Origin of the sequence: Novipirellula galeiformis, from assembly GCF_007860095.1 — a bacterium.
In the GTDB taxonomy this organism is placed as follows: domain Bacteria; phylum Planctomycetota; class Planctomycetia; order Pirellulales; family Pirellulaceae; genus Novipirellula; species Novipirellula galeiformis.
This window is the reverse complement of record NZ_SJPT01000004.1, coordinates 604,664-631,166: the sequence shown is the minus strand read 5'-3', so window position 1 is coordinate 631,166 and position 26,503 is coordinate 604,664. Positions and strand designations below refer to the sequence as shown.

16 protein-coding genes are annotated in these 26,503 nt (G+C 54.9%); 7 read left to right on the top strand and 9 right to left on the bottom strand.

Annotation, left to right across the window (positions count from 1 at the left end; all coding sequences use genetic code 11):
- Window positions 1-165: 165 nt before the first annotated feature.
- Window positions 166-1,446 carry an SMC-Scp complex subunit ScpB gene (gene scpB / locus Pla52o_RS26900; RefSeq protein ID WP_197169216.1) on the bottom strand — a complete coding sequence of 427 codons (1,281 nt, stop codon included), beginning with the start codon at window positions 1,444-1,446 and terminating at the stop codon, window positions 166-168.
- A 384-nt stretch (window positions 1,447-1,830) separates the two neighbouring features.
- On the opposite strand from scpB, the gene Pla52o_RS13265 reads away from it, so the two are divergent.
- From Pla52o_RS13265 to dnaN, 4 genes are all read left to right on the top strand, one after another.
- Complete coding sequence (locus Pla52o_RS13265; RefSeq protein WP_197169215.1) at window positions 1,831-2,535, top strand: hypothetical protein; 705 nt, start codon at window positions 1,831-1,833, stop codon at window positions 2,533-2,535.
- The gene (locus Pla52o_RS13260; protein ID WP_146595070.1) at window positions 2,532-3,719 is read left to right on the top strand and encodes a cysteine desulfurase family protein; all 1,188 of its coding nucleotides are present in this window, start codon (window positions 2,532-2,534) and stop codon (window positions 3,717-3,719) included. Before Pla52o_RS13265 ends, Pla52o_RS13260 begins: the two co-directional genes overlap by 4 nt.
- A 148-nt stretch (window positions 3,720-3,867) precedes the next feature.
- Window positions 3,868-4,998, top strand: a complete 1,131-nt coding sequence (locus Pla52o_RS13255; protein ID WP_231612308.1) for a helix-turn-helix domain-containing protein — start codon at window positions 3,868-3,870, stop codon at window positions 4,996-4,998.
- A 938-nt stretch (window positions 4,999-5,936) separates the two neighbouring features.
- Complete coding sequence (gene dnaN / locus Pla52o_RS13250; RefSeq protein ID WP_146595069.1) at window positions 5,937-7,055, top strand: DNA polymerase III subunit beta; 1,119 nt, start codon at window positions 5,937-5,939, stop codon at window positions 7,053-7,055.
- 5 nt (window positions 7,056-7,060) lie between these two features.
- On the opposite strand, the gene Pla52o_RS13245 is transcribed toward dnaN, so the two are convergent.
- Window positions 7,061-13,351, bottom strand: coding sequence for a hypothetical protein (locus tag Pla52o_RS13245; RefSeq protein ID WP_146595068.1), 6,291 nt, complete (start codon window positions 13,349-13,351; stop codon window positions 7,061-7,063).
- Window positions 13,352-13,827: 476 nt separating this feature from the next.
- Window positions 13,828-14,976, bottom strand: coding sequence for an aminotransferase class I/II-fold pyridoxal phosphate-dependent enzyme (locus Pla52o_RS13240; RefSeq protein ID WP_231612307.1), 1,149 nt, complete (start codon window positions 14,974-14,976; stop codon window positions 13,828-13,830).
- Between the two features lie 192 nt (window positions 14,977-15,168).
- Here Pla52o_RS13240 and Pla52o_RS13235 point away from each other — a divergent pair, with 192 nt between their 5' ends.
- On the top strand, window positions 15,169-16,410 hold the full coding sequence (locus tag Pla52o_RS13235) for a BaiN/RdsA family NAD(P)/FAD-dependent oxidoreductase (protein ID WP_146595067.1): 1,242 nt from the start codon (window positions 15,169-15,171) through the stop codon (window positions 16,408-16,410).
- 122 nt (window positions 16,411-16,532) lie between these two features.
- Here the strand turns inward: Pla52o_RS13235 and nth are convergent, their stop codons facing one another.
- On the bottom strand, window positions 16,533-17,186 hold the full coding sequence (gene nth, locus Pla52o_RS13230) for an endonuclease III (RefSeq protein WP_146595066.1): 654 nt from the start codon (window positions 17,184-17,186) through the stop codon (window positions 16,533-16,535).
- Between the two features lie 184 nt (window positions 17,187-17,370).
- Here nth and Pla52o_RS13225 point away from each other — a divergent pair, with 184 nt between their 5' ends.
- Entirely contained in the window at window positions 17,371-18,612 is a 1,242-nt protein-coding gene (locus Pla52o_RS13225; RefSeq protein WP_146595065.1) for an MFS transporter, read from the top strand.
- 151 nt (window positions 18,613-18,763) lie between these two features.
- Here Pla52o_RS13225 and Pla52o_RS13220 read toward each other — a convergent pair whose 3' ends face one another.
- From Pla52o_RS13220 to Pla52o_RS13200, 5 genes are all read right to left on the bottom strand, one after another.
- Complete coding sequence (locus tag Pla52o_RS13220; RefSeq protein ID WP_146595064.1) at window positions 18,764-19,348, bottom strand: hypothetical protein; 585 nt, start codon at window positions 19,346-19,348, stop codon at window positions 18,764-18,766.
- A gap of 139 nt (window positions 19,349-19,487) precedes the next feature.
- Entirely contained in the window at window positions 19,488-19,886 is a 399-nt protein-coding gene (locus Pla52o_RS13215; protein ID WP_231612306.1) for a DUF3467 domain-containing protein, read from the bottom strand.
- A 292-nt stretch (window positions 19,887-20,178) separates the two neighbouring features.
- A complete protein-coding gene (locus Pla52o_RS13210; protein WP_315852948.1) occupies window positions 20,179-22,416 on the bottom strand; it encodes a hemolysin D in 2,238 nt (745 codons plus the stop codon).
- A 124-nt stretch (window positions 22,417-22,540) separates the two neighbouring features.
- Window positions 22,541-23,449: an efflux RND transporter periplasmic adaptor subunit gene (locus Pla52o_RS13205; RefSeq protein WP_197169214.1), complete on the bottom strand. Its 909-nt coding sequence runs from the start codon at window positions 23,447-23,449 to the stop codon at window positions 22,541-22,543.
- A 69-nt stretch (window positions 23,450-23,518) separates the two neighbouring features.
- On the bottom strand, window positions 23,519-25,570 hold the full coding sequence (locus Pla52o_RS13200) for a biotin/lipoyl-binding protein (protein ID WP_146595061.1): 2,052 nt from the start codon (window positions 25,568-25,570) through the stop codon (window positions 23,519-23,521).
- A 351-nt stretch (window positions 25,571-25,921) separates the two neighbouring features.
- Between Pla52o_RS13200 and Pla52o_RS13195 the strand changes: the two genes are divergently transcribed.
- Window positions 25,922-26,371, top strand: a complete 450-nt coding sequence (locus Pla52o_RS13195) for a hypothetical protein (RefSeq protein ID WP_146595060.1) — start codon at window positions 25,922-25,924, stop codon at window positions 26,369-26,371.
- The last annotated feature ends 132 nt before the right edge of the window (window positions 26,372-26,503 follow it).

Sequence of the window (26,503 nt, the reverse complement as noted above, 5' to 3'; positions counted from 1 at the left end):
GCGGGCCCTGATGGGCTGACATGGGTAGGCTGACATGGGTCTCCTCTTGGAGACCCCTTCGCGCGAAACAGCGAGCGTGAACTCTTGCCGGCTCGATCGACCGCGGCGAACTAACACATCGAGTGGAACCAGCACATCGGTTGGAACCAGCACGAGCCGACGAAGTTAACTCCAATCCTCGTCGTCGTCTTCCTCTTCGTCGTCCTCGTCATCCCAATCGTCTTCTTCTTCGTCGTCGTCGTCCCATTCTTCTTCGTCGTCGTCATCGACTTCTTCCCAGTCGGCATTTTCCGCGTCTACTTCATCCTCGTCGTCGTCGTCCTCTTCATCGAGGTCATCATCCTCTTCGTCGTCGTCTTCATCATCGTCGTCGTCAGCCCAATCATCGTCGTCGACGTCGTCATCCTCATCCTCTTCGTCGTCGTTGTCGCCGTACAGCTCATCTTCTTCATCTTCAATGATGGCCTGTGCATCCTCGACGAGCCCTGTATCAGGATCAATGTACGAGATGGCATTGGGATCAAGGTTGACCAAAACTTCTGAATCGGCTTCGGAGAGAACCGATGCGAGGGCGGTGCTCACGACAGACTCCTTCGTGGATGGAAAATCATCATTAGTGGACGGATCGATAGATGTGGAATCAAGGGGTTGTTCGGGGTCGGTTTCCGAGGCGTCGTTCTCAGCGGTGGGATCGTGTTCGACTTCCTGCAGGATCTGCCACTCGATCGGCGGCAAACTTTCGGTATTTGCCAATCCGAAAAGTTGTAAAAAACGTTTCGTGGTCCCGTAAAGATACGGTCGACCCAATTCTTCGCTACGCCCAGCAATTCTTACTAAATCTTTTTCCATCAACTGTCGCAACAGATCGCCGCACGCCACACCACGAATCGCTTCAATATCCGCTCGAGAAACCGCTTGACGGTAGGCGACCACCGCAAGCGTTTCCATCATCGGCGTTGACAACCGCATCACTGCAGGCAAATGTCCGAGTCGAGCTAACCAAGGGGAAAGTGTCGCACGGGTCATCAGACGATAACCACCGGCGATCAGTTCCACTCGAAAGGCCCGACCATAACTTTCGTAGGTATTATTGAGTTCGCGGACAAGTGTACGGGCCTCGGTAGCATCCGCCAAGTGAGCCATTTGGGCTAGTTTACGAAGCGAGACCGGTGATTTTGAAAGGAACAGAACCGCTTCGGTTCGCTTGCGTTTCTTATCGATACTGTCTTCGGAGCCCCTCGCAGTGTGGGGACTCGTCTCTTGCTCAATCGGTTGATCATCCTCATCGGCATGCGAATATTGCCCCCATAGCACCGCATAGGGCCGCGGTAATCGCGGCTTTGCGTTGGACACTAACGCAAAGTGTCCTCGATCAACCGAGGTACGCTGGGCAATCGTTCCCAGGGCAATCGTTCGCTGGGCTAAGGTGGATTGGTTACGTTTCATCACACGATACGTTTGGATGGCTTAAAATGGCAATGCTCGTGATCGCAATGCACAAAGTGATGAAACTTCACGGCGAATTACGCTAAACGGCGTGTTCATTGCAGTGCCGGGCTGAAAATCAGCCCGCTCTCGGTACGATAGGTTGCTTCGGCCCTGCATTGCTTCGGCACTAGTCGTTGCTTCGGCCCTGGCTTGGCCTTGCCGAACCCACGTACTGTTTGACAATCGTTTGTATCCCACCGATTCTTCACCTTTTCCGCAACATCTTTCATCCTGACTGCCTTGTCCACCACGGTATTGCCCCCATCGTCCGCTTCGTCTAGCCCCTCTGCATCGCGAACCTTGAAGAAACAAAAAGGTTCACTGCGACGATGGATCCTTGTTTTGGCGACGATTCTAGTCTCTTTGTTTGTCCTGCTATGGGTTCGCACCCAAGGCTTTGTCAGCGGCCGCGAAATTTCGCCAACCACTTTTTTGATGCGAGATTTTCAATTTTATGAGATCCCCTTGCTGCATTGGCAAATCACCCCCATCCGCCGCACCGCTTCGACCGCGAAGACGGCGATCTACCTTCGCCAAAACAAACTGATCCTCGATCCCGCGACGCCCACCGCCCGATGGCACTTGGTCCAAATTTCACGGGGCTTTACGGGCTCGACCCCGGCGGATGCTCAGCTCTTGGCCGACCAACTCTCGCTGCAACAAACGCCTAACGAGTATTGGCGACAATGGAGTATCGATCACCCCGAACATGCCAAACGATTCTGGCCCGTGATCCAACGGCTCGCCGACCGTGAACTCTACCTACTCATGCCTCCCCTGTTTGAACTGGCCCAGCGCAAGCAAAGCCTCGACGAATTGAACACGAGAATCGACGCGATACTCGCACGACAATACCATGATTTGATCCTTGATATGCGTGCGGCCAAGCGTGACGATCTCGCGGCCGGTTTGCTGGAAGAAGCGCTACTGGACTTTCCCAACGATGCCGCCCTGAAGAAACTCGCCGTGCCCAGCAAGCCCCCTCTTCCTAGCAAGCCCCCTCTTCCTAGCAAGCCCCCTCTTCCTAGCAAACGCAGTGCCACGTGATCTATCTCGATAACAATGCGACGACCACGATTGATCCTCGCGTCGCCGACGTGATTGCCGAAGTGTTTCGCAGCGGTCCCTGCAACGCGTCGAGCCAGCATGCCGTGGGGCGTGCCGCTCGTTTGCGGATCGACGACGCCATCGACACGATCGCCTCCTGTCTCGATTCGCCGCTGGATCAACCGGGCGGCCCGCGGCTGATCTTTACCAGTGGCGGCACGGAATCCAATAATTTGGCCCTCAGTGGGCTCGCCGATCCCGCGGCTCCGATCGTGCTCAGCCGGATCGAACACCCCAGCGTGATTGCTGTCGCCGAGCATCTCGCTACCCAGGGACGCGAAATCCGTTGGTTGGACGTCGATGGGGAGGGCGTCGCCAAAGTCGAAACGCTCGCCGAATTGATTCAATCGGGAACCCAACCGGCCGGTTTGGTTTCGTTAATGTCGGCCAATAACGAAACCGGCGTGATCCAACCGATCGACGAGGCCGCCCGTATTTGCCGCCAACGGGGCACCCTGCTTCACGTCGACGCGACCCAATCGATCGGAAAAGTGCCGCTCTCGTTGAGCCAACTCGGTGCCTCGGCGGTCACGATGTCGGCCCATAAATTCCACGGCCCCCCCGGTATCGGAGCGCTGTGGCTCGACGGAGGTGTTCCACTGCGTCCCTTGCTGCACGGCGGAGAACAACAACTTGAAAGCCGTCCCGGCACCGAACCGGTCGCATTGATCTGTGGCATGGCCCTCGCCTTGCAATTGGCGACCGCCGGTTTGCACGAAACCCAATCCCTTCTGAGTTCGCTCCGCGATCGGCTCGAACAAGGACTTCGATCGCGGCACGCCGACTTGGTCGTGCATGGATGTTCGAGTGCGGCGGCCAACCAACCCGCCCCCCCCCGATTACCGAACACCACTTGCCTCTCATTTCCCGGGGCCGATCGTCAATCAATGCTGATGGCGCTCGACTTTGCGGGGATCGCCCTCAGCAGTGGTTCGGCGTGCAGCAGCGGCAGTAGCCCCCCCAGTCACGTGCTGTTGGCCATGGGAAAATCAGCAGCATTAGTACAATCGGCATTGAGGCTCGGGGTGTCAAAGTTTTCCACGGTTGAAGAAATCGACGATGCAATCGATCGCATCTCGTTGTGCTACAAGCGTTTAGGTAAAAAAAACGATGTGGAAAACTAGCTATTTTCCCCCTCGTTATCGATGGCTGATTCGGTATAATCCCGCTGGTTTACAAGTGGTTCTGCGTCGCCGCACGCAGGACAAAAAATGGGTCTCCAATTTTTAAGCCATCCAGCGCGCGGCGACGCCGGATCACCATGTTGCTGCTTTGTCATCTGCAATGCTGACAACCGAGCCCGACCTGAAGCGTCCTCTAGCGGATAGCGATCTTTTCGCATTTCCGTTGGAGCGTCCACCGCTAAAGGTACGTCGTCGCGAATCCGCAGTCAGTCCGTTACTGCTGCCCTATTTCATCGCGGGCCCCGAGAATCGCTTGGTCGCCTTTATCGCTCGCCAAGAGGCGTCGGTTTTTGCGCTGGGCAACCCCCTGTTGTTGGTCGGTCCAAGTGGAACGGGCAAAACAGCGCTGGCACTTCATTTGTCGGTGCGTCATGCAAACAAGCTTGGGTACATCGATGCAAGTGGCGTCCAACACGTGCCAGCGATTGAGTTTGCCCGTCGTTTCGCCGAAGCCGTTGCAGCGGACGATTTGCAACATTTGCGTGAAGAGCTCGATGAGGTTCCGGTTTTAATCATTGATGATCTTCACTTGATCACCAGCAAACCGGCGGCTCAGGAAGAGCTAGCCCAACGGATCGAAGCTCGCTGTGAATCCCAACGACCGACCGTGTTGACGTGCCGTCGTCTGCCTACCGAAGTGCGTGGTTTGCGGCCTGCTTTGGTCAGCCGCTCCTTACCGGGTTTGACCATCGCGATGAGTTGTCCGGCAGGGAAAACTCGCACGATGTTACTGACGGAATTAGCGATGCAGTTGGGTCTCGAGCTCGACGGACCGCTCATTGAAATGCTCGACAACGGGTTGGATCCAACGCTTCCCGTGCGTGCGTTATCCGCTGCGATTCGGCAAGTCGATTTGTGGTGCCGCATGAACGAGGCACAACCGTGTTGTCAGGCGATCGCGTACGCCATCGAGTCCGCTGCACCCGATGAGGAAATCCCGCTTAATAAGATTACCAACACCGTTGCTCGCTACTTTCGCTTGAAAGCAAGCGAGTTGCGAAGCAGTTCACGCAAACAGCACATTGTTCGCGCCCGCTCCCTAGCGATGCTGTTGGCTCGCCGAATCACATCCAAGAGTGTGACTCATATCGGCGAACATTTTGGAGGACGCGACCACTCGACAGTCCTGCACGCGATCCGCAAAACCGAAACACTCTTGCACGACGATGCCGAGCTCCGCGTCGCCGCGGATGAACTCGCCGATAAACTCGGTGGTTAGTGCCCCAGAGCGTTTGTTGGGATCGATCCCAACTCAGATCAGAAACGCCTAATCCTCGCTTCTTCTTGCGGTCAATGCTCTACCGCCGTGGCTGCGATTCCCTGCCACCGATGCGCTCGCTATCCAACCCAAGACGAAGCATGCGTCTGGTGTTAGAGCCAGGAGCAAGATCGCGATCCTGGCTCGATAAAAAACTTCCTAACGACCTTCTGAGGCCGATAATTCATGCCATCAAATGCTTTGTCCATCCTTACTTTCTTGGGTTCGACGGAAACCGGAGGGCTCGCGCCAATGCTTAGACTCGGCGGATCACGAGAACTTACTCAAGACTGCGGCCGGATTGAGCCCGCTGCTGCGGCCCCCGATAAGTACTCTCACCTACCTTGCGTTGGGGACAGCTCGCTCGGCTACTTCTGGCGGATCGGCGGTCCCGCGACAAGCTGCCGCCCCTGAACAAAGCCCCTGAACAACGATACAGCCGTCGCTGAGATCCTAGGTTTCGATCAAATCCAGGTCCTTTCCCCCCCTGCTTTTCCTGTCTTTTTACCCTTTTTTTATCGTGGATAACTTGTTCATTCCCTGGTCGTCCTTGGTGTGACTTTGTCCTCTCCCTTTGTTCGCCCTCCCTTTGCTGTGTCAGTCCATGTTGGTCTTTGTCCTCTTCCTCAACGACATTTTCACTTCACAGCCACGGTTTTTCCACACCCCTACCTAAACCGCAAACCCATTGGTGTAAACAAGTTAGGAATCAAGTTTCGAGATTACGAACAGTTCTGGATGTCGTATTAAGACTACGACGATTTATATATTCTTTAAACCTTTGAGGAGGACCCAGTGAATGTTCTGATCTGGATTGGTTTCACCACTACACACAGCAGCCTGTGAACCGGTACAACATGGCTACGAAATCTTCTTTCTCTCAGTAAGTCCATGGTTCCATGAAGATCACTTGCCAACGCGAATCACTCACCGCAGCCTTTGCTCTTGCGGCAAGCATCGCTCCGACACGTTCGCCCAAAGAGATTCTTCAAAACGTCAAAGTGACCGCATCGGGTGATCGGATCACGTTGACCGCGACCGACTTGGACGTGGGGATTCGCTTGGATCTCGAAGAAGGGGTCGAAGTGGAAACCGAGGGAACCGCCCTGTTGCCTGTGCAACGAACGATGGCGATCCTGAGAGAAAGCAATGATGAAACCTTGACCATCGAAACCGATGATGCGGGGATTCGCATCACCGGCAGCCGCAGTAAGTTCCGCCTTCCCGGCAGCAATCCGGATGAATTTCCTAGCGTCACGGAGTTCAACGAAGACAAGTTTCATGTCTTGCCCACCCGCTTGTTCCGCGAAATGGTTCGCCGCACGGTGTTCGCCACCGATGCGGAGAGCAGTCGTTATGCACTCGGTGGGGTGTTGCTCGAAATGGAAGGGACCTCGGTGATCGCAATCGGTACCGATGGTCGCCGCTTGGCCAAGATGGAAGGGACCGGAGAGCCGCAGGGAGGTCATCAGACGACCGGTACGAGCACGATCGTCCCCACACGAGCAATCCAGTTGATGGAGCGAGCGGTGAGCGACAAGGACGACACCGTCGACGTTGCGGCTCGAGCGAACGACTTGCTGATTCGCACCCCGCGAGCGGTCATCTACTCGCGACTTGTCGAAGGACGTTATCCGAATTGGCGTCAAGTGTTCCCGAAGCGAGATTCGGCTGAGCAGATTGACATGGCGGTTGGACCGTTGTTCGCAGCCCTTCGCCAAGCGGCCATTGTGACCGATCACGAGAGCCGAGGCATCGACTTTACCTTTGGCGATGGCACGCTAAAACTCGAAGCGAGCACAGCGGATATCGGTGAATCTCAAATCGAATTGCCAATCCCTTACGACGCCGAAACGATCACTTTGACGATGGACCATCGTTACGTCGCCGACTTTTGCAAAGTCTTGGACAACGAAACGAATTTCATCATGGAAATCGAATCGTCATCCAAGCCAGCCCTGTTAACCACCGATGATGGTTTCAGTTACGTCATCATGCCGATGGCACGCGACCGGTAACGCGACTACTTCGGTGGGGCGACGTCGTGTAACGTTGCACCCTTCTCGTCACTGAGCACCAGGATCGCAAAACGGGTCGCTCCCTTTGCATCATCCGCACTCACGCTGGCGTAATCAAACCGGCCTCGCGAATCGGTGTAACCGTCCTTGTAGAAGCGAATGTTACCGTCGGGATACTTAGCGTAGACCTTCACATAGGCGGTATCGATAGGACGATGGGTTTTCGCATCGCTGGATTGCAATTGTCCGAAGCTCTCCGAAACATACGTCGTCATCTCGCCCCCAAAGTACAGGGCGGTATCACGCGATGCCCCCGAAACGACTTCGACTAACAAGGTTTGCCGACGCCGGTTTTCGTCCAATTCATAACGGGCGATCCCATTGGTTTGTTCAAAGTCCAACGATTCACGATGAGTCGGCTTGACCATTGCCATCCGCTGCAAGTCTTCGCGAACAAACGGTGCTTTGCTAAACAACAATTCCAAATCGACCCCATATAGGTTGAGCGTCGCTTGCTTGGTTTGTCGATGATCGATCCGCAACGAGTCCCCTTCGACACGCACCATTACGACGGGTTGTTGGTCCGCAGCAGAAGCTTGTTGTTGTTCACGATCGAGAACGGATAGGTCCGCCGAGCCGGCCTGAACCGCTTCGTTTTCGTCGCTTCCCGCGTCGTTGGAAACGAGTTGTTCGTTCATCCTCAGCTCACGACGTTGTTTCAATTGGTTGGCGAGCTCCGAGAACCGAGATTGCCAACGTGGCACCGCTTCGGCAGTTCGGCGATTGGCGATGTTTTCCGCTCGCTCGTACTGTCCCTGATGCATGGCCAAGTACGCATCCATGTAATCGAATTGCAATTTAGTAGCGATCGAATCACGCTCGATTTTGGCAAACGTCGCAATCGCTTCTTCAATCCGATTTTGGATCAACAAATAGTAAGTCAGCGCTAGCGTTTCATTTTGCGGAACCTCTTTCTTGAATCCAAGCACACGCACAAAGTCGCGATAGTGGTCCAGGAAGGTGGGATTAAGAATTTCGTCATCTTCGCCCAAACGATGGATTCGAGCGCGGACGAGGGGGGCGAATTCAAGCATCTCGTGGAACCGTTGGTCGGTGGCATTCACATGCAACAACGGGCTATCGAGTTCAGGACCCACACGCTGGACCAAATCCTCGCGAAGCGACAAGAAGTTCTCGATCGCCGGTTCGTCACGATGCGTTAACGAATAGGCCCACAATTCAGTGATGGCGAGGTGGGCACTTTCAAGCACGCTCGTTACCGCGTGATAGACATCGGCTTCGGACATCCGGTGAGCCACCAACATCCAATCGAGCTGATGAAGATTGGTGCTCGCTAAGAACTCGCTGATCTCAGCGGCGGTTCCGCTTCGGGCGACTTTCTCCCAGCTGATTTTTGTCAATTCCGTCGCTTGATCGACGACCGCAAACGTCCGTGTGCTGCCGCGCGAGAGCAGTTCCCCGTCACGGGCGACCGTGGCGGGATAGTGGGGAAACTTGCCGATGCTGGGAAAGTAAAATTGGTACTCGATCGCTTCAACGGCAAACGGTTCCAACGTGATCGTTTCGCTGTCAGTGACTTGGCTACCGGCAAGTGGCAAGCTGCCTTCGGGAATCTGCCAAAAGACTTCAACGATCTGTGGGTCGGCGGTTGGATTCGAGATCACGGTTTGACCTTTGTAGGCGATCCCTGTCAAAAACTCTTTGGGTTCCTCGGACGGCTTCGATTGGCTGGCGGGCGGATCGCTCGCTAACGAGAACCGTTGTCCTACCAAAATGCTGCTCTGGTTGTCGGGGTCGATTTTTAGCGATCGTAAACGTTTCATGACCACGGCGACGGGATGCTCTGGGGCGTACGCGTCACCTTCCTTGTTAGGCAGCCCGATCTCGCCCGCCTTCAAGGGCAGACCACACATCGCTAACGCGACCAAAGCGGCATGCCGGTTTGCAACCGGATGCAATAGCTCAGAGGAGACCGCAGGAACGCTGTCGTCGGACAAGGCAAGACCCGCCCAAAAGGGATCGACCGAGATCAGACTGACCGGGGGAGGTCCCGCGGCGGTGCGAACATGATCCCATTGGCTTTCCGCCCACTGTTTTGTCGAGTCGAGATCGCGAAAAAAGGCGAGCGTTCTGGATAACGAACGACGTGACAAACGGTCGATCCCGAGGTCCTTCGACTCATCGAAGGCCATCGATTCCATCTCGGCAAGTTCTTGGACCTCTTTCGCCTTCTCCATTCGGCGGCCTCGCTTGCGGTTGGCGTCGGATTTGTCCGCCGGCGACATCGCTCCTCCGGCACCTGCAAATCTTCCGCCACCCATTCCTCCGCCACCCATGCCGAAGTTAGCGATCGGGGCTTTTTCCCCCTTCATGCCATCCATCGCCATGGCATCGTCCGATTCAGCAAACATCACATTAGCCTTGAGCGCACTTTCGATGCGCATCCGGATCTGGTCGTAATCGGTATCCTGGCGTTCGACTAACTCCTTCAATTCGCGTCGCACCGATTCACGGACCGCAGGAACGCGCATCGCCAACAGCGCTCGTTCGCCATAGTTCAGTTGGTTGTACTGCCAAAGCGAGGTGTAGGGTGTTAAGTCGTCGTCGAGCAACCAATGATCAACAAACTGTTTCTCCTTTTTGTTTTCCAGATAGGGTTTGATCGTGGCGTTGAAGAAAGTGGGATCATGTGCCTTCAAGAAAAGATGCAATTCGTGACACGCCAATCGAGAGTAGGCATCAAGCTTTTCAGACGTATTAAACTGGTCCCATTGAGCTAGCTCATCAAACTCCGCAAAGCGGTCATCGGGAACAAGTGTTTGGTACAGTTTTAAGAGTGCACCGACGTTTCCATAGACTTGGAGTTGAGCCGAACCCAGTTCTTGAATGTTCAACGGTTTGGCTTTGGAAACAATCGTCACCGCCCTTTCAAAGGAGACTGATTTTTCGGCGGCGATCGCTTTAGCCAGTCGTAGATCGAGCGTATCGACGTCGCTAAGCGGAGCGGTGAGCGTCCGCTGGATCACTGTCGTCGGGTCGCTGACGATGATTTGCAGCAGGGGTAAACCATCGATTAGATCCGCGGGAACATGGACGATGCCGTCCTTGTCCGCACGCAAATTGGTGACCGTCATGCCGCTGTCCGCTAAGAAATCGTAATCCGACGTGACTTCAGCCGCCTCCCCAGCGGAATGTGCGTTCCCTGAATGCATTCGAGACATTGGGGCCGCGGCTGCGGACGGCCTCGGTTGATCGCCTGCTGCGACCGCCTGACTGGTGTTGCTTGTCGCTTCGGTTTCCCATGGATTCAGAATCACTCCTGGTTGAGGCAGCATCACGCCAGGGAATTTTGTGGCGTAGCGGCGGCGCAGCACGTATTGATATTCATCTCCCAAACGCAGATCACTGATGTAGCCGCACTGCGGTAGCGACACACTACGGCCGCGAACCGGAGCGAGTGGCAAATGCAACGACTTGCCCGCCATCCCTAAGTCGAAGTAACGCGTGCCAATCACATGGATGCGAGCCTGATCGGTTTGCCCGGACAATTGAATCCGCAGTCCCTCGGCATTGCGAACGATCGAGGCCACGCCGAGGGGCACGAGGGGAGAGATTTCACGGTGGCGAATCGCTCCCGCAGCAACGCGGTCGATCACAGGGCCCTCGACTACCGAGATCGTCGTTTGGATCGCGGTATCGCGATCAATCAAACGGTAGTCACCCGGCTCGAGTGACTGGATCGACAGCATTCCATTCTCAATCATCAATCGGTCGGACCGATCGGTATCGAACACGCCTCCCCGTAGACGAAGCAATCGATAGCGCTCCGAAGCAGCGACTGCCACATCGGCGATCGGCAATGCCAGGCCAAGTTCGGGAGTGGTGTGCAGCGTGTTGGGCCAAAAGACTTCGTCGAGTTTCAATCGACGAACATGCCGAGGCCCCGAACCGACGGAATAGCGAAGTTCGTTCACATAGGGAAGTGTCGATAAACGAACTCGCCCGTGGTCGTCCGATTGGAGCGTGCGTTGGATCTCCGAGGCACTCACATTGGTGGACAACGAAACCGAAACGGTCGCACCCGCGATCGCTTCACCGGAACGGCCTCGGACTTCGATCACATATTGGTCGCCATCGCGGGTCAAAAACGCATCGTGGGTAGCGTTGGTATTCCGCACACTGGCGATTTTCCATTCTTCGCTGGTGCGCAGAGTACGAACTTGGTTGTCCGATAATGAGCGGACTTTCCCCGTCAAAACCGCGTTTAGGTGCTGCAACCGCGTGGGGACACGGAACGAGACGGCCAAGTCGCTGTTCGCATCGAGTTTGACGTCGTCGATGGTTTTCGTCGTTGAAATACCATCTAAATCGGTCGCTTCGATACGAACGCTCGCGTCCGTCAAAACGGATGGATCGAGGGAGGTGTCGCCCATCGCAATCCGTGGACGAATCAACAAAGTGGCGTTATCGCCGGACTGCAATTGAGTGCGATCCAGGTGCATGCCGGCGGTCAGGGAATAGTTTTCGATGAGGTGCGAGAATGTTATTTTCTCAGCCACTTGGCCATCGCTGATGATCGCGTCGCGTTGAGTTTGCTCCGCGACAGGTGGCAGCGTAATCGAACCCTTGTCGTCCGCTAAAAATTCGCGTCCCCCCACGATCATACGCGCATTGGCGATGGGGTTACGGTCTTCGTCGATAATCGTGAATTTCATTCCATCGGCGGTGCTCGAATCAACATGATGGAGTGCACCACGGCGAATCATCGCGCGAGCTCGCATCCCTTTACCCACCAATTCGACCACCCACACACCTCGACCCGTGATCTCGTCAAGCGTCAAGGTTTCGCGATGACGCTGGACCGCGGGCTGAGTGAATGCAATTTTTCGTTCGTACGTCGCAACCAAACCATCGAGATCAATGTCGGTATCAAGACGTTCATCATGATTGCGAAGAAAGGCGAGCGAGTTGATTTCATAGATCCGCAGCACCAGCTCATCAATGTTCTTGACGTCGATGAGCAATTGCGACGCTTCTTCCTTGCCAAAACGGATCGGATTCTGAGCTGCTAAGCGTAATTGCACCGAGTCACGGATCGCTTGCCGCTCCTCGGCCGACAACAGTCGATACCACTGTTCTTCCTGACCGATGCCGAACATCAGCTTTGTTTCGGCAAACACACGACGCAGGTACTCCGGTAGCAGGTACTCGGAAAAAGCATCCGAATTCGCTTCGTTGACTAAAAAGTGCTCGAGGTAAACTCGGACGAGAGGCTCTTCATTGACGATCGGCGGTAGCATCGCCAGCGGCATGAAGTTCTCATTCAGATTGGCTTTTTGTTCCGGTCGTTTGACCCATTCCAATGGAACAATTGGGCTTTGCCGAGGCAGTGCGAGGTAACGCAGAAAGAGCTCGCGATCATAAATCCCCGCCGCAAGGTTCGCTTCGAGCAATCGATACGTCGCGGATGCTTTTAACGAGTTGTAGCTTGTCGGTAAGGTGTGAACGTAGGCTTCGACACGTTTGAGGTAGGCCAGTCGTTGTTCGGGTTGCTGACTCAAATCGGTGTCGTCCCCGGGGCGAAGACGCAGTAGTTTCGCGGAAACAAAAGGATGGTCGTCAGCGATGTCGGGAACCGCAGCAGCAACACGATCGAGTTCCGCGAGCGTTAATATTTGATGAGCGGCAAGGTCACCAAACCGCACGTCTTGCTTGCGACGCGATTGCAATTCACGAATGACAAGTTCATCCAGTTTATCGATCGTGGCGTCGTCAACGCGTTTAAGAAAATCTTGCAGATTGATCTTCAAACCCGCGGTTTGATCTCGACGAAACTTTTCTGCGAGATGACGCATTCCGATCGGTCGCAGCAGCTCGTCACGTTGCACCGCTTCTTTGATCAAAAGATCAATGTTTAGTGCGGAGTCATCAAATTGACTCGGGTAACGTCGCTCGCCTTTGACGGGCGGTGCCGGGTGATGCAATTGAACGCCGAGTCGCTTGATCAAATGGTCAAGCGTGCGTTGAGGAGTTTGGGAATAGGTGAGCAAACGTTGCCGATCGATCATGCCTTGAATGACGGGCGTTTCTCGACCTTTGTGTTCGGCCAACCAATCGTTCAAAATGACTTCGGCTCGATCAAGTTGCCCTGACGTTTGGTAATGCAAACTGTGATAGAAGTAATAGTCATCGCTGCCTGGGATCAACTCGCCGAGAAACGCCTCGCGATCATCCGCCAAGGCGTAGCGTTCCATGATTCCGATGGGTTCAGCCATTGAATTTCCGATGGCAAGAGAGAAGGCGAAAAGCAATGCCAGTAATGCTCGATTGGGTGATACCGCAACCATGACAGCAGATTCCTGAGACAGAGAAAATGAATCGAGAAGCAATCAAACAACGATCCATCTCCGTCTTTATTAGGCTGTCCGTAAAAGAATAAAGTCGATTGGATCCGATTTGAAGAGACTCCGAGAACCCATTATCGCTCCGATAACGCGGTTTTCACGCGATAATCGAGCCACAATTCCAACAAACCCGCAGCCGGAGACGGCTGGGACGTCCGTTTTGAGAGAAGAAGCATCGGATGGCACGAGGGGCACCCCTTCCCCTTGGGCGGGTCGGACGCGTTAGCGTTCGGTGAGGCTTTTTCTCACTCTTCTCAATGCAATATTGAACGGAGGTGTTTCACTTACGATCACGCTCTCCCAAACAGCGCAGAGAAAGGAGATTTCGCCGCGAGTAACCATCGACTTCAACAGGTTGGGATCAGTTCTGCGACCGCGCGGATTAACGACTCGATCATCGCATCGTCATGCAGTGCCGACAAGGAAAGACGCAGCCGAGAGGTGCCTCGGGGTACGGTGGGTGGTCGAATCGCAGGAACATAGAAGCCAGCCTCAACAAGCTTTTCAAAGGCCGTCATCGCCTTGGCATCCTGACCGAGAACGATGGGGATGATTGGGACGGAGTTTTCCAACTCACAAGTGGTGAGCAATGACAACCGCTCACGGACATGACGAGCTATCGATTGCACCCGATGGCGCCGGCTCGGCTCGGCTTGAAACGATTCAATCGAGGCGAGAGAGGCCGCCACCGCCGAGGGTGCCAGAGACGTACTAAAAATTAAGGAACGACATCGATTGACAAGATAGTCGGTCACCACTTTGGGGCCAGCCACAAATCCACCTTGGCCACCTATCGCTTTGCTAAGCGTTCCGATGCGAATGGCGACGCGATCCTTGACCTCCAATGCTTCGCACAGCCCGCTTCCGGTTTTACCCAACACGCCGGTGCCGTGGGCTTCGTCGACGATCAAAGTTGCTGTAAACCGCTGAACCAAATCGGCCAGTTCGCGTAGCGGCGCAACGTGCCCATCCATGCTGAACACTCCGTCGGTGACAATCCAAACACGAGTGAATTGATGCCGACGTTGTGCCAGTGTGTTAGCGACAAATTCATGATCGCGATGCGGATAGACAATGCACTCGGCCCGTGAGAGTCGGCAACCTTCGATCAGCGAAGCATGATTGAGCTCGTCGCTGAGGATCAAATCACCCTCTTCGGCCAGCGTGGCGACGGTGCCACTACAGGCCGCGTAACCACTGGGAAACAGGATGGCTGATTCGGTCGATTCAAGCTGTGCGATCCGCTCGGCGAGTTGTTGATGCAGCGGGGTCCATCCACAGACCAGGGCGCTGGCGGTGCTGCCGGTTGCCGACGGTGCGATCGGCGATGGGGAACGCGAGGTGGCCAAGCCGAGATAGTCGTTGCTGCCGAAATTGATCAGCCGTCGCTGGGCATCGTCGATGAATTCGATGCCCAAGGGTTGACGAGGCACAAGCGTTCGCAAGCGATGATGCGATTTCAATTCGGCGAGTCGATCGGCAAGGTAGTCAAACATAGGTATGCCGGAGATCGCAGTGGCGGTGTGGGCGTCGGGTGTGGGCGTCGGGTGTGGGCGTCGTAGGAATGTTGCGGCAAGGTTATGATAAGCCCCTCTTGACGACAAGTGACACGATGAACGGGGGCGTGTCATGGATTCCCCGCCATGTTGCCGCCTCGGCGACGAGAAAATCCACGGGTTTAAAACCTAATGCAAATTGTAGTGATCGGCGCCGGAGCCGCAGGGATGGTGGCGGCGGCGGAAGCGGCGAAACGGTCCGCGAACGTCATTTTGCTCGAGAAAAACACCAAAACGGGCGTCAAAATCTTGATGTCCGGCGGGACCCGCTGCAATGTGACCCACAATACCGATGCGCGAGGCATCTTGCCAGGATTTGGGCATGCAGCTCGATTTCTTCAGCCCACGATCGGTGCCTTTCCACCGTCCGAAGTGGTGCGGATGTTCGCGGATTTGGGGGTGGCAACCAAAGTCGAAAATACGGGAAAGGTGTTTCCGCAAAGCGACCGCGCCATCGAGGTGCGAGATGCGCTGCAGCGGCAAGCCGTCGAAGCAGGAGTCCAAATTATTCGCGAACAAGCGGTAAAACGTTTGATTCGTGATCCTCAGGGATGGCGTATCGAGACCGACGAACAAAGCTATGCGGCGGATCGGGTGATCGTGACCGCGGGAGGACGAAGTTGGCCAGGCTGTGGGACGACCGGAGATGGTTACGGTTGGCTTGAACCGTTGGGACATACGATTGTGGCGACGCGTCCGGCGCTGGTGCCATTGACGGGTGGGTTTGAGTGGACCAAGGCGCTCTCGGGGATCACCTTGGAGGATTGCGTCGTGACGGCTGAGAATCAAACCAGCGAAGCTAAGAAGTCGAAGCAGACAATGACGCGGCGTTCGTCTTGGTTATTCACCCACTTCGGTTTTTCGGGGCCCGCGGCGATGGATATTAGCCGGATCGTGACCTTGACCGAAAACCTTTCTCGCGTGCGTGTGCATCTCGATATGGTGCCCGATGTGTCGGCCGAGCAGATCGAGGCGACGCTTTGCGATACCGCCGGTGGGGCAGGACGACGTCGGCTTTCGAGTGTATTGAACCAATGGGTCCCCAGTCGCCTTGCCACTTCGCTGGCAACGGAATTATGCGCCGATCCGACGATCGCGGAGCTGAGCAAGGGGGGCCGTCGATCGATATTGGCCGGAATCAAAAAATTAGAATTGCCGATCACCGGGACGCGAGGATTCAACAAAGCCGAAGTGACCGCCGGGGGCGTCGCGCTGAGTGAAGTCAACTCGCGAACGATGGAGAGCAAAATCGCCAAGGGATTGTATATCGCGGGCGAAGTGTTGGACGTGGATGGTTGGATCGGCGGCTACAATTTCCAAGCCGCCTTCAGCACGGGTAGAGCGGCGGGGATCGCCGCAGCGACGGCCGAATAGCCCCGATTTTTCATGGGAGCCGAAGCGTCCGCGAAGGAAGACCACGCTTGATTCGGTCCCTCGCTGACGCGTTGGGTTATGATTTTTGACTTCGTAACCCAACCTACCGCCTGCACTCCAACCTAGGGTTTTTTCCAAACCACCGGTCTCTTTCGGTTGGGATACAACTCCACACACAGACCACACTTGGTACCGTCACAGCTGCGGGCGGTACAATGTTCGCGGCCATAGAAAATGATTTGCAGATGCAAGTCGTTCCACGACGATTCGGGAAACAGTTTCTTTAGGTCGCGTTCGGTTTCGACGACATTCTTTCCACTCGAAAGTCCCCAGCGTTGAGCGAGTCGATGGATGTGGGTGTCGACCGGGAACGCAGGCACCCCAAAGGCTTGAGCCATCACGACCGAGGCCGTTTTATGCCCTACACCGGGTAAGGCTTCGAGCTCTTCGAAGGTTCTCGGCACCTCGCCCTGATGTCGCTCGATCAACAATTGCGACAAGTTGTAAATGCTTTTCGATTTGGTGGCGGAGAGACCGATGGGACGAATCAAACGCAAAATTTCTTCTTGACCGAGTTCGATCATGGCCGCCGGCGAACCGCCGACGTGAAAGAGATCAGGGGTGACTTCGTTGACTTTCTTGTCGGTGCACTGGGCACTCAGCAGGACCGCGATCAAGAGCGTGAACTCATCGCAGTGATCGAGTGGGATGGGGGGATCGGGGTACAACTCCGCTAGTCGTTGACGAACTCGATCGGCGCGTTCCTGTTTTTTCAATTTTTCGTTATCCTACTTTGTTCAGGCGGTTGGTCCCCTGAAGCGTGCCTAGAGACCGTGCCTAGAGACCGTGCCTAGAGACCGTGCCTAGAGACGAGGGTTAGTTTGCTAGCACGATAATTCACATCTGATCTTTTGAGGGAACTTCTACCATCTCTGAACCACGACGTCGAGGATTTGCTTGATGGATCGAGTTGACCGCGATCGTACCGTGTCGGCTTCGACATCAACATCGGCATGGGCACCCTTACAGATCCCGCTGTACCGCACGTTTTGGTTCGCGTCGCTGGCCGCGAATTTGGGGACATGGATTCACGAGGTGGGTGCGGGATGGTTGATGGCGAGTCTAGATCCTTCACCGCAAATGGTTGCTGCAGTGCGGACCGTGATGGCGGCCCCGATCATTTTCTTAGCCATTCCGGTGGGGGTATTGGGGGACCGAATCGATCGTCGACGGATGTTGATTCTGACTCAGTTTGTGCTCTGTGCCTGTACCGCGACGTTGGCCTTGCTGACATTTAGCGGGATCATTACCGCGAATTTGCTGCTGGTGTTCACCTTCATCATCGGTTTAGGGATGGTGGTACACGTCCCCATCTGGCAAGCATCGATCCCCGAACTGGTGCCGAAAAATCAACTCGCCCGAGCGATAGCGTTGGGTAGCATTAGTTTCAATCTCGCTCGCGCGGTGGGGCCCGCCGTCGGTGGAGTCTTGATAGCGTTGGCGGGCGTTTGGACGTCGTTTGCACTCAACGCGATGTCGTTTGCCGGCGTGATGTTTGTGTTGTTGTCCTGGAAACGAGCGCGTCGGGAATCCTCGCGGGGGCTGTCGTTTCGTTTGTCGATGTACCAAGGGCTGCGTTATGTGGCGAAGAACCTTGCGATGCGGCATACGATGCTCGGGGTGGTCTTATTCGTGTGGCCCGCTAGCGCGTTGTGGTCGCTGTTGCCTTTGGTCGCGAAGGAGCATCTTCGTTGGGGGGCGAGCGGATTTGGATTTTTGGTCGGATGTATGGGGGCCGGAGCGGTATTGGCCGCTTGGTTGTTACCCCATTTTCAGCGCGCTCGAGGCGCCGACCAAACGATTGCGATCTCGATGGTCGGGTTCGCCGGAGGATTGGCCCTGCTCGCCAATGTGACAAATGGAATTTTGGTTTGCACCGCAACCTTGATCATGGGAGCCAGTTGGATGATGACCTTGACGACGCTGAATTCGACGGCCCAGATGACATTGCCGAGTCGGATGCGAGCGCGAGGGATGGGATGCTATTTAACGGCGATGGCGTTTTCGATGAGCAGTGGATCGATCGCTTGGGGGCAGCTTGCCGAAGCGACATCGATCACGACGGCACAAACAACCGCTGCGGCGATTTTAATAGTTGCGGCGGCGGCGAGTCTGAAGTTTCGCGTGGGCGATTCGTGGTAGCGATGCGATTGAAGCGGTATCCCCAGCAAATCACCACCCGACGCGTCAGCGAGGGACTGAGTCAAGATCGAGATTCCCTCGCTGACGCGTCGGCTTGTGAAAAGCACGCAACGTCTACCGCGATCGCGAGGGACTGAGTCAAGCGTGATTTTTAACCGCGTCGTCGCTCCAACAGCACGAGCATGATCATCGCCAACAGTGACCGTAGCTCATCGTCCTCGGGGATCTCGTTGAGCTTGGTCAGGGTGAACTTACCCTCGAACACAGCGGGACGTTTCGTCAACCTCAGAACCGGGGTGCCATCGGGACGTTTGATGATGTAGCTGGGGTTGAGCATGTAATCGGCGACCAAGCCGATAATCGGAATCTCGCCGAGCAAACTTTCGAGCACTTTCTTCATCGGGCTCTCTTCGGAGATCGTCATATCGACCGTCCCCTCTTGCATGATGTCGTAATGAGCCGACCACAACGATCTCATCCCCTTGCGACGCACCGCGCCCCAATCGTTGCCCTGGGCATCGCGGAAATGATAATTCGCCGAGAAGTCGATCATGCGGTCCGAGGCGATCTGGAAGATCAGATTTTGTTGGGTGCTATCGCTGTAGATGTCGACCTTCTCTTTTAACTTGAACATCTTTTGCTTGATGAACATCAACACGTTTCCGTTCGCGTCGGTGGCGGTGATGCGTTGACCAAACGTCATCAATTTGAAGGTCAATTCGATTGGATACTGCATAATGGAATCACTCGGAGAGATCGTTCAAGAAGACATCGGAAGCATCGGAACGGCCCCAAAAAAAAAGCCGCGTCACTCGTGAAGTGACGCGGCTTAGTCTAGCTGATTTCACTGCAGGTAAATGCAGCGAAGGAGCCCACTAGCTCTTTTGTGCAGGTGGGGTCTGTTGTTGATTCAAGCCGGGACGAACTCGTTTGTTGATATCGGTTTCCAACACGCCGAAGACCGACTCGTGACGAGCCACTGACATTTGCAATGCCGCCAACAAACGCTTCGCAGTGAAGAAGTTCACGATGATGCGTTGCTTGACTTGAATGGGGTCCTTAGGAACGCCGATCGGTTGTGGGTTCAAACCGAAGTCGATGATCAACTCTTCAGGCGATCCGGTGACGCGGCAAAAGTTGGCGTAGCATGCCATTGCGTTATCGTCCGCCACTTGGACTTGCACAGGCTGTTGTTGCTGTGTCTGTGCTTGCTCCGCAGGTGCTGCAGCACCCGCTGCTGCTTCTGCTGCAGGGGTTTTCGTATCGTCTGCCATCAGTAAGTTCACTCCGAAAGGTAAAGAAGGAAGATCATTCTGTTTTCGCATCACGAACGAGCGAAAACGGCTTGGGCATAAAAGTCGTCTCGGGTTTGCCGCCCGAATCGCACCAGTCCCAGACAGCTCCCTTTTTCTAAGCCCGCGTTATCACAATGAAAGATCATGACGCATCGCATGCTAACAATATGGAGGGCTGCTGCAACGTGAGACGACGATGGTTCGATTAAAAATTCTTGATTGTCTTTTACGGTGTGTTAAACCACGTGATGTACGCAAATTGGCGAGTTGCCTAGAATTCAAAATTGAATGTCTTGGCAATCACGCGCCACAAGCGAGCTCCTAATGACATCGGATCGACGTGTACTTTCGCGCTACCTCGATAGCCAGGTCGGAAGGACATTTCGTCGTGCTCCAACGGAACCCGTGCTTGATAAGACACACTGCGTGGCTTGATCATTCCGGTGGTCGGATCAATCTCGGTTTGCAAGTCGCCTCCGGTCTGGCTCGCCATCGAGGACGAGGTTGCTTTGAGTGGATCGTTGGATTTTTCGGAGATGCGTCCGCTGAACTTTTTCATACGATTGGAATCGAGTAGCATTTCCACCGCTTGGCCTTCGCGTACCAATTGGTCGTCGCCTTGGTCGATCACCAATACCGCTTCAAACGCATCACGGCTGCCTATCTCGCAAATCAGGTCATCGGCCGTCAACATCGCTCCACGATTTCGTTCATCCAGCGGCGAACCGGTCCAACCAGGCAATCGTCCGTCGCCGGCATCTTGGGAATCACGTTCCGGCGGTGGCAAGACAAATCCGTCGCGGTTGGCGCGAATCACCAATCGCTCTAACTCTTCTTCGGTTTTTGCACGCACCGAGGCCAGCGAATGAATCAATTCCACCTGAGTTTCAATCCTCGCCTTGAGGGAAGGATCATAACTGCTCCGCAGCGACAGATTCCGCAGCTTGACGGTCTCCACCTCCTCTTCGCCGCGGTAATCGGCCAAGCGAATCTCAAGATCGGGGTTCTCTAAGATCGCAATCTTGTCGCCCACACGAACTTCGGCCCCCGGTTGGACCGTCCATGCGATGCGTCCCGGGGTTCCGGCATAGACCGCACCAGCTTGGCTAGGACGAATCTCCAACGCACAATCCACATGGTGGGGAAGTTCAATTTTAATGACGGCAGCGATAACCAGCCCGGCGATCGCCAATGTCGCCAACAGACGGCCACGTTTCACTTTTGATAATCTCCCAGGCGTACGACAGAACTTCCACGTTTGAATCACCGGTTGCGCCACCAGGCCGAAGAATCCGACCACGGCCACCATCCGTCCCACCGCTTGAAGTCCATAAGGTTCGAGTACTTTGATCACGAACCAACAAATCGAAAACACCACGACCCAGCGATAAATCACACTGGCGATCGTGAACAACCCGAACATCAACTTGCCCCGCGTGGGCATGAACGGATCGTCTTGTAACTCTAAACCGAGACAGGTTTCTTGGAACCAACGCTTCAGCACTTCGGTGCTCTTTTGACGCAGGTTCGGGATCTCTAAAAAATCCATCAAGATGTAGTAACCGTCGAACCGCAACAGCGGGTTACCATTCACCAAGACCGTGCTGACGACGTTCAAAAACATCATGTTCAAACACAAGTCGTTGATCGTGGTGCCTTGTTCACTAAACCACCACACAAACGCTGCGATCGACGCCAAGATCATCTCGACATAGATCCCGCCCGCTCCGATCCAAACACGCTTCCATTTGTTCGGCAACATCCACGAGTCGGAAACGTTGCAATACAAACACGGCGTAAAGACCAGCAACATGAAGCCGATCTCGTGGCATTCCCCACCGAACTTTTTACAACTCAACCCGTGACCAAACTCGTGAAGCACTTTTACCAGCGCCATCGTGATGGCCAGAATCAACCAACGATCAGCAGCAAAAAACTGGTGAAAGGTCGGCAATTTCGCGTAAACGGTCTCGTATTGACTGGCCAGCAGCAGCCCAGCGGCCCCACACAAGCCAAGAAAAAAGATTAGCGCTGGAACGGTAAAGATCCAACCAAACCAAGGCAAAATCGTATTGAGTATCTTCTCGGGATCGAAGCCGCGGAATCGCAATGCGAACACGTTGGACATCTTGCCCATCACTTCTTTGTTCTTCTTTTTGCGACCGCGCTCGCGCAGTGCTTTGCCTTGCCCCGGCGAATTACTGATCACCAATCCGCTGCGGTGCAACATGCCAATGAATTGTTGCAAGTCACCAAACGTGATCTTTTGCGGAGCAAAACGCTGCTCGAATCCATCCTTAATCTGCTGCAGACTGACGTGCCCATCGAGCATGTTTAGGATGAAGTACTCTTCCTCATGAAAACGAAAGTACTGTAATCCCACCGGTTCCTTGACCACCCAATAACCTGTGCCTTGATAGCGATGTCGACTCGCCGTCAAATCAGGTCGTTTGCGCACTGTCAGCGGCCGTGATGAGCTGCTTACGAGTGATTCAGCAAGTGTGGCCATGGAGTGGAAAAGAGAATGGAGTGGAAAAGAGAATGGGGTAAAAAAGTGGGAGAGGCTTTCCGCCTGTCATTGCCGCGTTCGTCCGGTCTCGCCGTTTTGGAACCCTTGGGCTAACGCGGTCGAGTTACTTAAGCACGATGATTTCGGCTCGCATTCCTGGCTTGACCAACCATTGTTCGCCAGCTTGTTTGTTGTCGATATTGACCGAGACTCGGTAGCGTTTGTCCAAGCCAATCTCGCTGCCGACGAAGTCGATTTTGGCATTAAAGGTCACTGCGTTTTCATTGCTCGCTTCGCGATACACCCGCACCTGGGCGGGCATGCCTTTGACCACTTGGTCGGAATAACGCAGTGCATCGACGTAACCCTCGACTTTCAATTTGTCCAATTGAACCAAGGTCGCGACCGGGGTTCCCGGTTGCACCCATTCACCAAGTTGGGCAAGACGAGCTTCGACGTAGCCAGCAAAGGGAGCCGTGATGCGGCGTTTCTTGATCTCGTACTCGGCCATTTGGCGTTCGTTTTCTTTGGCTTTGAATTGAACCTTGGCGATCTGCATTTGCATTTCCGCCAAGTCAATTTTTAGCTCCGCGCGGGTCGCCTCAAAACGTTTCTTTTCGAGTTCCCAGAAGGGAATGGCTCCTTCGCGACGCAGCTCCTTGAACGCTTCAAGTTCCGCTCTGGCGAGATCTTCGGCGTTCTTGGAATCCTTCAAATTGACGTCGTTGGTGGCATTGAGCAGGGCTTCCTTCTCCTCGGCTTTCTTCAGCTCCAAAGCGAACTTGGCCTGGGTGTCGTCGATGACCACCATCAATTCGCCAGCCGCAACCGTCGAGCCCTCATCGAACTTTAGTTCCATCACCTTGCCATCGACCTCCGCAGGAACATCCACATTGTGAATGAACTTCACCATGCAATTCTCGGCGTGAATTTCGTTCGCAGCCGAAGTGGGTGCAACCGAAGTGGGGGCGGTCTGAGCCAAAGCCGGAGTGGCAAACGCCAGTGCGAGTGCAGTGATTAAGATTGTTTTCACAGATTCAAACTCGATTAGATTGGTTCATCGTGGGGTGACAGCTTGATCACGCCATCACTTCGCTGGGAACTAAAAGAAGAACTTACAGCACCATTCGTAGATCTCGTGAAAGAACACGAATCCACTCGATCGGCGGCCGCAGTAAACCTTGGCGATCACCTTCGCGCCGGGACGCGGACGCAATGCCTGTAATGCGGTTTGTTCGGGAAATGCCGACATTTTGATGACCGCACCATGCTCTTCGTTCGGTTCAGCCCGAGCCGAAATTTGGGCAACTTTGAGCGTTGCATCCAATTTCACGTCCGGGTTGGTCGCCAAAATGTAGGTCACATCCAGCTCGTCGGACTGATGCTCGTCGATATATTCGTCCAAGTGACCTTCACGTTTTTCAGGCAGCTCTAACTTGAGGAACAACGGCTGACGCAGGTCCGCGACTTCCAACAACACTTGGCCAGTCGAAATCGGACGACTCCGCAACATCTTTTCGACGTCCCAAGTGGTCACGATTCCGTCGATTGGCGAGCGAATAATCAATTGCTCGGCGCGATCCACCAACATTTGTTTCTTTTCGATCAACACTCGGCGTTTCGTGTCGAGCTCGTTGACTTCTCCTTCGAGCGCCCGTCGTTCGGAAGGGTCGAGCGATTTTCGCTGGGTCAATTGCCCCTGGTTGCGTGCCTTTTCCGCTAACGCCGTTTGAATTTGGCCTTCGATATCGGTGAGCTGGATTTCCAAGTCCCGGTTTCGCAAACGAACCAGTTCTTGGCCGATCGTGACGGGTGAGTTGTGGTCCACCAACACTTCGACCACCTCGCCGTCAATCGGCGCGAAAATCTCGCGGCGAATCTCCGGAGTCAGCGTTCCCTCGGCTTCGAGTGTGAAATCCTTAGGAATGAATACCAAGGCGAGAATTCCGGCGAGCACTAAAGCGACCACAGCGAGCGTCTTTGGTAACGTTCGCGCTCGTAATACCCAGGTGGCACGACCTAACGCCCGCCACACCGGCATCAAGAACAAATTGCTATGCGACATCGAGTTGGCGATCGCACGCGTTCCGTGCTCGTACACCAAATCGCATCGGGCGTGAAAGATTTCGGTCGGAATGTTGCTCTCGATTTGCTCGATGATCAACGCCCCAATCACTTCGCCGCGGTGAGCGTTGTCGCGATCGATCTCACCCGCGGCGCCGGTGTCCGCTTCGGCACCGAGTTTTCGTTGCGGTTCGCGAAGCGGCAGCACAGCGATGCTGCGGCCGTAAGATTGATCGACGTAGTCTTCGAGCGCCTCTTCGATTTGGGGAGGCAAATCTTCGGTCGATCCATCATGCCAAAGCGGCTCGCCCGCAGCGACCACACGGGTGGCAAGTTGATTGAGCGACGAGACGATATTGGATCGATTCTCGATCGTGTCTTGACCGCTGATCGCCCGTACCGTGCACTTGTTCCCCTTTTTGATCGCCACGCTTACGCGGTCGCAACCGATCAAGCGACGACCCTCGTTGGCAACGATGTGAGCGGTTTCCATCAAGTCGAGCGACTCGTGCGACGCTCGCGCGAACGCGTCGGCTTGCTGCCACAGCGTTTGACGGTCCCCAAGCTTTTGTAGCTTCTGTCCGCGCAACCAATCCGCGGCTAGTTCACACATCTGTTGAACAAACCGCAGGTAACCACGCTGAGTATCCGGCGCGGTGTCGGGACGTTGGAAAATCTCGATCAAACCGTCTTGTTGCTCGTCATGCTTCAGAGCGCCCAGGACGAGCAGATAACGGGTTGGGTTGCCTTCGGCCTCGCCGTCGGCCGTGCCCGAATAAGGCGGAACGATCAGCGATTGGCCCGTGTTGGCGACGCGCTGGATCAACCGGGTGTGACGAGTCGCGTCCTCGGTGTCCCCCGACAACACGCTCGGTTCCGCATTGATTTGATACTGCAACTTGAGCTGACGATCTTCGTCAAGCAACCAAATGGCACCGCCGGCAGCGGCCAGCGCAGTGATGATGCGGGAAAGCAGTTCAGGATAAAACTCGCCGGCCGTCGCCCCGGATTTCGAGAGCGCAGCAATCTCGTTGACCAGCGATCGGATCTGAGCTTTGGTTTCCTCAACGGTTTGTTGATTGACCGACATGGCGTTTTTCGGAGCTCACGAGGGGGTGAATTGAGTTAGATGTATGTCGAACAGTAGTGAATCAAACGCTTCGCCGCCATGTTGACCTTGACGGTTACTGATAAAAGCCACCGGCACCCACCGACCTTGTCGATTGATGCGAATAAGCAGCGCTTTCCCATTTTGCGTCGCTTCGTCATCCCCTCATCAAGTGGCGATAATGGGACGTCTTGGTAAACCAGTGGACGAAAACGCGTCGATCTGACTGGACAGCTTATACAATTTGTATAAAATCGTCCAGTTCGTTCTGGGGGATTTATCTTAGGCTTCCTAGAGTGTTGTTTTGTTCACGTCCCCCTCCTTATCGATTCTATGGCTGACCTCGATCCCGCCGGATTGCACCTGAACCGAACCCCCCTGCATCAATCCAACCCAGCGGATACGGAGACCCTATCGGCCGAGGTTGCTGGGGCGGCCATCGAAGATCTGGAGCGTGAAATCAATCGCATGCAACGCTCGATTCGGCAAGCGATTCAAATTCAACTCGGACAATTTGCCGGCCGCAGTTTCGGCTCCCTCGACCAGAATCAACAAATGGTTCAGTCGATTCATCGTTTGCTCGATGGCCACGGATTGCGTATCCAGTGCAGTGAATGTGGCCATCCGGCGATCCTCCGCGTCTCGCCTCGTCCCGGCATCGAGCATGGCGCGTTCGTGTTTGATCACACGATTGAGCGTCGCCGCACGTTCCATGGCGGCCGTGCGGTGATGCCGCCGATTCGTCTGGTTTCAAAGCCAGCGCGTAACAAGGCTGCCCGCTAGCACGGTCCCCCTCTTGCAGTTAACTGCGGCCCTTCCCGCCGGGGTCCCGATGACGTTTTTGCTTTGCGCTTTGAAAGCGAACCTACCCCAGCCGCGATTGCCATTTTTCCCAGCAAATCCTAACCCGACGCA